The organism is Bacillus badius NBRC 15713 (assembly GCF_001591605.1).
Classification (GTDB): Bacteria; Bacillota; Bacilli; order Bacillales; family Domibacillaceae; genus Pseudobacillus; species Pseudobacillus badius.
Window position 1 is genome coordinate 22,504 of record NZ_BCVF01000042.1, and the last position, 6,000, is coordinate 28,503.

The window sequence follows — 6,000 nt, forward strand, 5'->3', positions numbered from 1 at the left end:
GCGGTTTGGATAACTTCTGTTAGAAAGGATTTTTTCACATGCAAAAAATTTGCGTCATTGGTTTAGGATATATTGGTTTGCCGACAGCGGCTATTTTTGCCCGCGCCGGCGTGTCCGTCGTAGGTGTAGACGTAAACAAGCAAGTTGTTGAGCGTTTAAATAAAGGAGAAATCATTATCGAGGAGGTCGGCCTGCCGGAAGTCGTCAAGGAAGTCGTCGAATCCGGCAAGCTGCGCGCCTCCATGGAGCCGGAGGAAGCAGATGCCTTCATCATCTCCGTCCCAACACCGATTCATGAAGACTGCACGGCGAACGTAGAATACGTGCGCAGCGCCACGAAAGCGATCGTGCCGTACTTGAAAAAAGGCAACGTGGTCATCGTTGAATCCACGATTCCGCCGCGCACGATGGATGATGTGGTCGCGCCGATCATTGAAGAAGCCGGCTTGAACCCGAAAGAGGACGTGGCCTTGGCTCACTGTCCGGAACGCGTGCTGCCGGGCCGAATTTTGATCGAGCTTGTGGAAAACACACGCATCGTCGGCGGCCTGACGCCGGAAGCAACAGCCAAAGCGGCGGACGTGTACCGCCAAATCGTCACAGGAGACGTCATTGAAACCGAAGCGGTGACAGCGGAAATGTCGAAGCTGATGGAAAACACGTTCCGTGATGTGAACATCGCGCTGGCCAATGAGCTGGCGAAAATCTCCGCCCGCCTTGGCGTGGACGCCCATAAAGTCATTGAGCTGGCGAATAAGCATCCGCGCGTCAACATTCACCAGCCGGGACCGGGCGTCGGCGGACATTGCCTGGCGGTCGATCCGTATTTCATCGTCGAGAAAGCGCCGGAGGAAGCCCGCCTGATCCAGCTTTCCCGCGACATTAACAACTCGATGCCGGACTTTGTCATCGAGCAGATCATTAAGCTCACAGCCGAGCTGAAAGAACCGAAAATCGCTTTGTTCGGCTTAACATATAAAGGAAACATTGATGACGTGCGCGAAAGCCCGGCGATCGAAATCGTCGAGAAAGTGCTCGCGAACCCGCGTTATGACGTCCGTGTCCATGACCCGCACGTCAGAGAAGAGCAAGTGCCGTTCCCGCTCCTTTCCTTTGAAGAAGCGGTTAAAGGAGCCAACCTCGTTGTTGTCCTGGCCGACCACAATGAATTTAAAGCGATCGACCAGCAAGCGCTGCTGGCGCAAATGGAAACGCCGGTCGTTTTCGATACGAAAAACTGCACGAACCTTAAGCAAGAAGAAGGGCTTACAGTCTACCGCATTGGTGACGTCATTGGCCTGCAAGCCATTGCAGTTAAGCCGATCAATAGCTGAGGGTGTCTGTGATGGATAAAGAACAATATTTAGGCGTCTCCGTGTCGCCTTACACATATGAGGAAATTATTGCTGATTTAAAAAAGAGAATCGCTGCCGGCGAGCAGTCCACCGTCATCGCGGTCAATCCCGAGAAGGTGATCACCGCCGGGCGCGACCCGCTCGTCAAAGAGCTGATTAACGAGTCCACATATCAAATCGCTGACGGCATCGGCATGATCATCGCCTCCAAGCTGAAAAAAGGCCAGCTGAAGGAGCGGGTGACCGGCGTCGATATGATGGGCCGCCTGCTGCAGTTTGCGGCCGATGAAGGGCACAGCGTCTTTTTCTACGGGGCGAAGGAGGAAGTCGTCCGCACGGCGAAGGAAAAACTGGAGGCGAAGATCCCGAATCTGCGCGTAGCCGGCTATGCGAACGGCTATGTGCAGGATCAGGAAGCACTCGTCCAGGCGATCCGCGAATCGGGCGCCACGCTTCTCTTTGTCGCGCTCGGCAGCCCACGCCAGGAGCTGTGGATTAAGGAAAATAGGCCGAAGCTTCCGAACGTGAAAGTGTTCCAGGGCGTCGGCGGCAGCTTCGATGTCTACTCGGGCAAGGTGAAGCGCGCCCCGGCCTTTTACCGCAAGTTCGGCCTGGAGTGGCTGTACCGGCTCATGAAGGAACCGAAGCGGCTGAAACGGCAAATGGCGCTGCCGAAGTTTTTGCTGAAAATTTTAGTCCAAAAATAATCATCAAGTGCCCGGCTTCCCACCAGGAGAGGCCCGGCACTTTTTTTCAAGAGGCAGGTGTTTCCCATGAAAGTACTTCATTTAATTACCGGCGCCGAAACCGGCGGCTCACGCAAGCACGTCATTACACTGCTTGAGCAGTTCGGCCGCGAGGAGGCGGTGCTTGCGGTCATGCACGAGGGGCCGTTTGCCGAGGAGGCGAGGGCGAACGGCATCCGAACCGAAGTCTTTGCCCAGAGCTCCCGCTATGACCTATCGATCTTGAACAAGCTCGTCCAGTTCATCCGGTCAGAGAACTTCACGATTCTGCATACACACGGCCCGCGCGCCAACCTGTTCGGCATCTATTTGAAAAAGAAAACCGGCATCTGCTGGGTCACGACCGTCCACAGCGACCCGGCGCTCGATTTCGTCAAATCGGGCATCAAGGGCAAAGTGTTCACCGCCCTCAGCATGTACGCCGTCAAAAAGATGGACGGCTACTTTGCGGTATCGGAGCGCTTTAAGCAAAACCTCATGAATCTGGGCATTGACGGCCGCAAAATCCAGACCGTCTATAACGGCATCCACTTTACAGACGAAAAGGCCGCACCTGTTCCGCGCCGGGAGCTCGGCGTGGAAGAAGCGGACTTTGTACTGGCGATGGTGGCGCGGCTTCATCCGATCAAAGGCCACACCGTCGTCTTCGAGGCCATGAAGGCGATCGATGAAGCGGAACGCCCGCACTTGCTGCTTGTCGGGGACGGGCCGATCAAGGCGGAGCTGGAAAAAGAAACCGCCCGCCTCGGACTGGACAGCCACGTTCACTTTCTCGGCTTCCGTTCGGACGTGGACCAGATTTACGCCGCCGCCGACCTGGCGCTGCTTGCCTCCTACAGTGAAAGCTTCCCGCTTGCGCTGCTCGAAGCGGCCAACCAGCGCGTGCCGATCGTGACAACCGACGTCGGCGGCGTCAAGGAGCTCGTCGAGGACGGCTCCACCGGCTGGGTTGTGCCCGTGAAGGACGCGGCCGCCTATGCGGAAGCGCTCCGGCAGGCAATCCGCCGCCAGGAAGAAGGACAGCTCCAGGAAATGGGCGAAATATTATATCAATATGCCTCCAGCCGCTACTCCCTCGAACAGCTGGAAGAAGCGACACGCGCGCAATATGAGCGGCTCCTCCGCAAGCAAAAATGAAAAAAACGTAACCTGGAAGATACATTTCCAGGTTTTTTCTGTAGTTTTTTGAAAAACCCCCTCTAAATAAAACGCTTTCATTTCCAGAAATTCAACAACTGTAACACAAAGTTGACAAAAACATTGGTAAAAATACTTTCAATTTCCTGCATAGTTGGTATATAATGAGAAAGCTATGGTTTTTCGTACCATGTTTTGTACATTTATCTATGGAAATCTGTAGATTTATGTCAAACTATTTTCATATTTATATTAAATGTAACAACTTTATTAAAATATGGAAATAGCAAAAAAACAGTTGAAAAACAATGGCACTTTGGTAGAATAAGATTTGAGTTTAAATCTTCCATTTGACGTAAACATTACATATGTTTGTAACATTTGGACCTAAAGATTTCTCGACATCACCCGATGTAATGAACAACTGGTACTATTGCTAGTTGGTTTCATAAATTTAAAGAATACTTTACAAAACAGGAGGAACTATTACATGGCTTACCAACCAAAGTCTTATCGTAAATTTGTTGCGACAGCAGCAACAGCTACTCTAGTAGCAACTGCAGTAACTCCAGCATTTGCTGCTGGTTTCACTGATGTATCTGATCGTTATAAAGAAGCGGTTGATTACTTAGTTAACGAAAAAATCACTCAAGGGATGTCTGAAACTAAGTTTGGCGTTGACGAACAAATCAAACGTGTAGACGCAGCTGTTATGATTGCGAATGCTCTTAAATTAGATACTACTAAAGCTCCAAATGCTGGCTTCACAGATGTTCCTGAACGTGCTCAAGGCGCAGTTAATGCACTGAAAGCTGCTGGAATCATCAACGGTAAAACTGATACAAAATTCGGTTCTGCTGATCAATTAACTCGTGGTGAAATGGCGTTAATCCTTCAAAAAGCTTACAAGCTTACTGGATCTGCTGACCACAAATTCACAGATGTATCTGACCGTTACGATGCAGCGGTTAAAGCGCTTGTAGCAAACAATATCACACAAGGTAAATCTGAAACTAAATTCGGTACAACTGATGCGATCAAACGTGGTGAGTTCGCAATCTTCATGTACAAAATCAATAAGCCAGTAGTAGCACCAACAGTTGAAGATGTTAAAGCAACAGGTGCAAAAACTCTTGAAGTAACTGGTAAAGACCTTCAAAATTTGAAAGCTGAAAATCTTACTGTAGCTGGTAACACAGTAACAGCAGTTTCAGCAAATGCTGATGGCACAAAAGCAACTGTTTCTTTAGCTAACAACCTTGTACCTAACGAAGAAACTACTGTTAAAACGACAATCAATGAGCAATCAAAAGAGTTCAAATTTACATTTAAATATGTGATTGAATCAGTTGCAGTTGAAAATGCTACATTTGACGATGACACTAAGGGTCAAAAAGTTACCCTGTTAGCTAATAATGAAAAAGCAGACCTTAACTATTTGGCTGCAAATGGATATTCAGTTGAATACCGTGCTTATGATGAAAAAGGTAACGACGCAACTGAAACTTTCTTTAAAAATGTAGATGCAACTGACAAGGTTTCTAAAGATGGAGAACTAGAAGATACAGTTGAAGAAGGAAAGTATCATGTCCAGGCTGTGGTATCGAAAGGTTCAACTATTTTAACTTCTGAAAAAGCGTCTATCACAGTTGTTAATTTAGATAGCGCAGCGTCAGCTATAAGTTCTTATGAACTTACAAATGATACTCTTGGAGCTGCTCAAAAAAGTACAACTTTAGTAGTAGATGAAGCAGCTAAATTTACTAAGCTTCATGTAGCTGCAGGCAGTGAAAAAACAGAAGTAACCTCTGGTTATACTGTAAGCTCTTCTAATCCGGGAGTTGTTTCTGTAAAAGAAGATCCAGCTGGATCATTTACTTTAAAAGCAGAGGCTCCAGGGAAAGCGAAGATTACTTTAACGTTTGGCAAATTAACTAAAGAAGTTGAGTTGACTGTTTCTGGTAAAGCTCGTAAAGTGGCTAAAGTACAGCCTGAAACTTCTTCTGTAAAATTATTGACTGGAACAGATGGAGAAAGAGATGTTAAAGTTAAAGTAACGGACCAATATGGTGACCCAGTGAAAGCTGTTACTGAAACAATCGATGAAGTTTCTCATACTTTATTAGATGATACTTCCGATATTACTACTGATGCAAAAGGTGAAGGTGTAGTAAAATTAACACCAGGTAGTAAAGAAGGGAATGGAACAGTTTGCTTTAAAGATGCGGATGGCAACTTCTTAGGATCTCTTGGCTTCCAAATCACAAAAGTTAATAACGTTGCTAAACAAGTACTTGAAGTTAAGAAAGTAGCTGACCAATCTGAAGATCTTACTTTAGATATTAACGATGCTGAAGATAACACAGTAACTTTGAAAGTTGCTAATTATACTTCTGAGAATGTATATAACGGAGATCAAGATTTAACTAATTATACACCTAAATTTAACGATAAAATCGTTAATGTTGCTATGGGTCCTAAAGAAATTACAGTAAGTGCTGTTAAAGCAGGTACTTCTGATATTGCTATTTACAATGATAAAGGTGTGTTCGTAGGTAAAGTAACTGTTACTGTAACTGTTACTGTAACTGATAAAACACCTGAGATTACTAAAGTTAATTGGTTAACTCCAGGTACAATTAACTATAAAGGTGAATTAATCAACTTTGCTGATGTATTAGAAACAACTGAAAGTGCTAATGATGATATTGTTAAAGGAATTACACTTTCAACTTCCACTTTAAGCAAAGTTCGTATAGCTG

4 protein-coding genes are annotated in these 6,000 nt (G+C 46.5%); all 4 read left to right on the plus strand.

What is annotated here, in order from left to right; translation table 11 throughout:
* Positions 1 to 38 precede the first annotated feature (38 nt).
* The gene (locus BBA02S_RS16750) at positions 39 to 1,334 is read left to right on the plus strand and encodes a nucleotide sugar dehydrogenase (protein WP_041113792.1); all 1,296 of its coding nucleotides are present in this window, start codon (positions 39 to 41) and stop codon (positions 1,332 to 1,334) included.
* Positions 1,335 to 1,345: 11 nt separating this feature from the next.
* Positions 1,346 to 2,062, plus strand: a complete 717-nt coding sequence (locus tag BBA02S_RS16755; RefSeq protein ID WP_041113791.1) for a WecB/TagA/CpsF family glycosyltransferase — start codon at positions 1,346 to 1,348, stop codon at positions 2,060 to 2,062.
* Between the two features lie 66 nt (positions 2,063 to 2,128).
* Positions 2,129 to 3,238 (plus strand): glycosyltransferase, encoded by a 1,110-nt coding sequence (locus tag BBA02S_RS16760; RefSeq protein WP_041113790.1) that lies wholly within the window; start codon positions 2,129 to 2,131, stop codon positions 3,236 to 3,238.
* Positions 3,239 to 3,728: 490 nt separating this feature from the next.
* A partial coding sequence (locus BBA02S_RS16765) for an S-layer homology domain-containing protein (protein WP_061786760.1) occupies positions 3,729 to 6,000 on the plus strand: 2,272 nt, incomplete at its 3' end.

What these genes read in the sequence shown, in the direction of transcription:
- BBA02S_RS16750 (WP_041113792.1), top strand. Translation starts at nt 39, where the DNA reads ATGCAAAAAATTTGCGTCATTGGTTTAGGATATATTGGTTTGCCGACA.
- BBA02S_RS16755 (WP_041113791.1), top strand. Translation starts at nt 1,346, where the DNA reads ATGGATAAAGAACAATATTTAGGCGTCTCCGTGTCGCCTTACACATAT.
- BBA02S_RS16760 (WP_041113790.1), top strand. Translation starts at nt 2,129, where the DNA reads ATGAAAGTACTTCATTTAATTACCGGCGCCGAAACCGGCGGCTCACGC.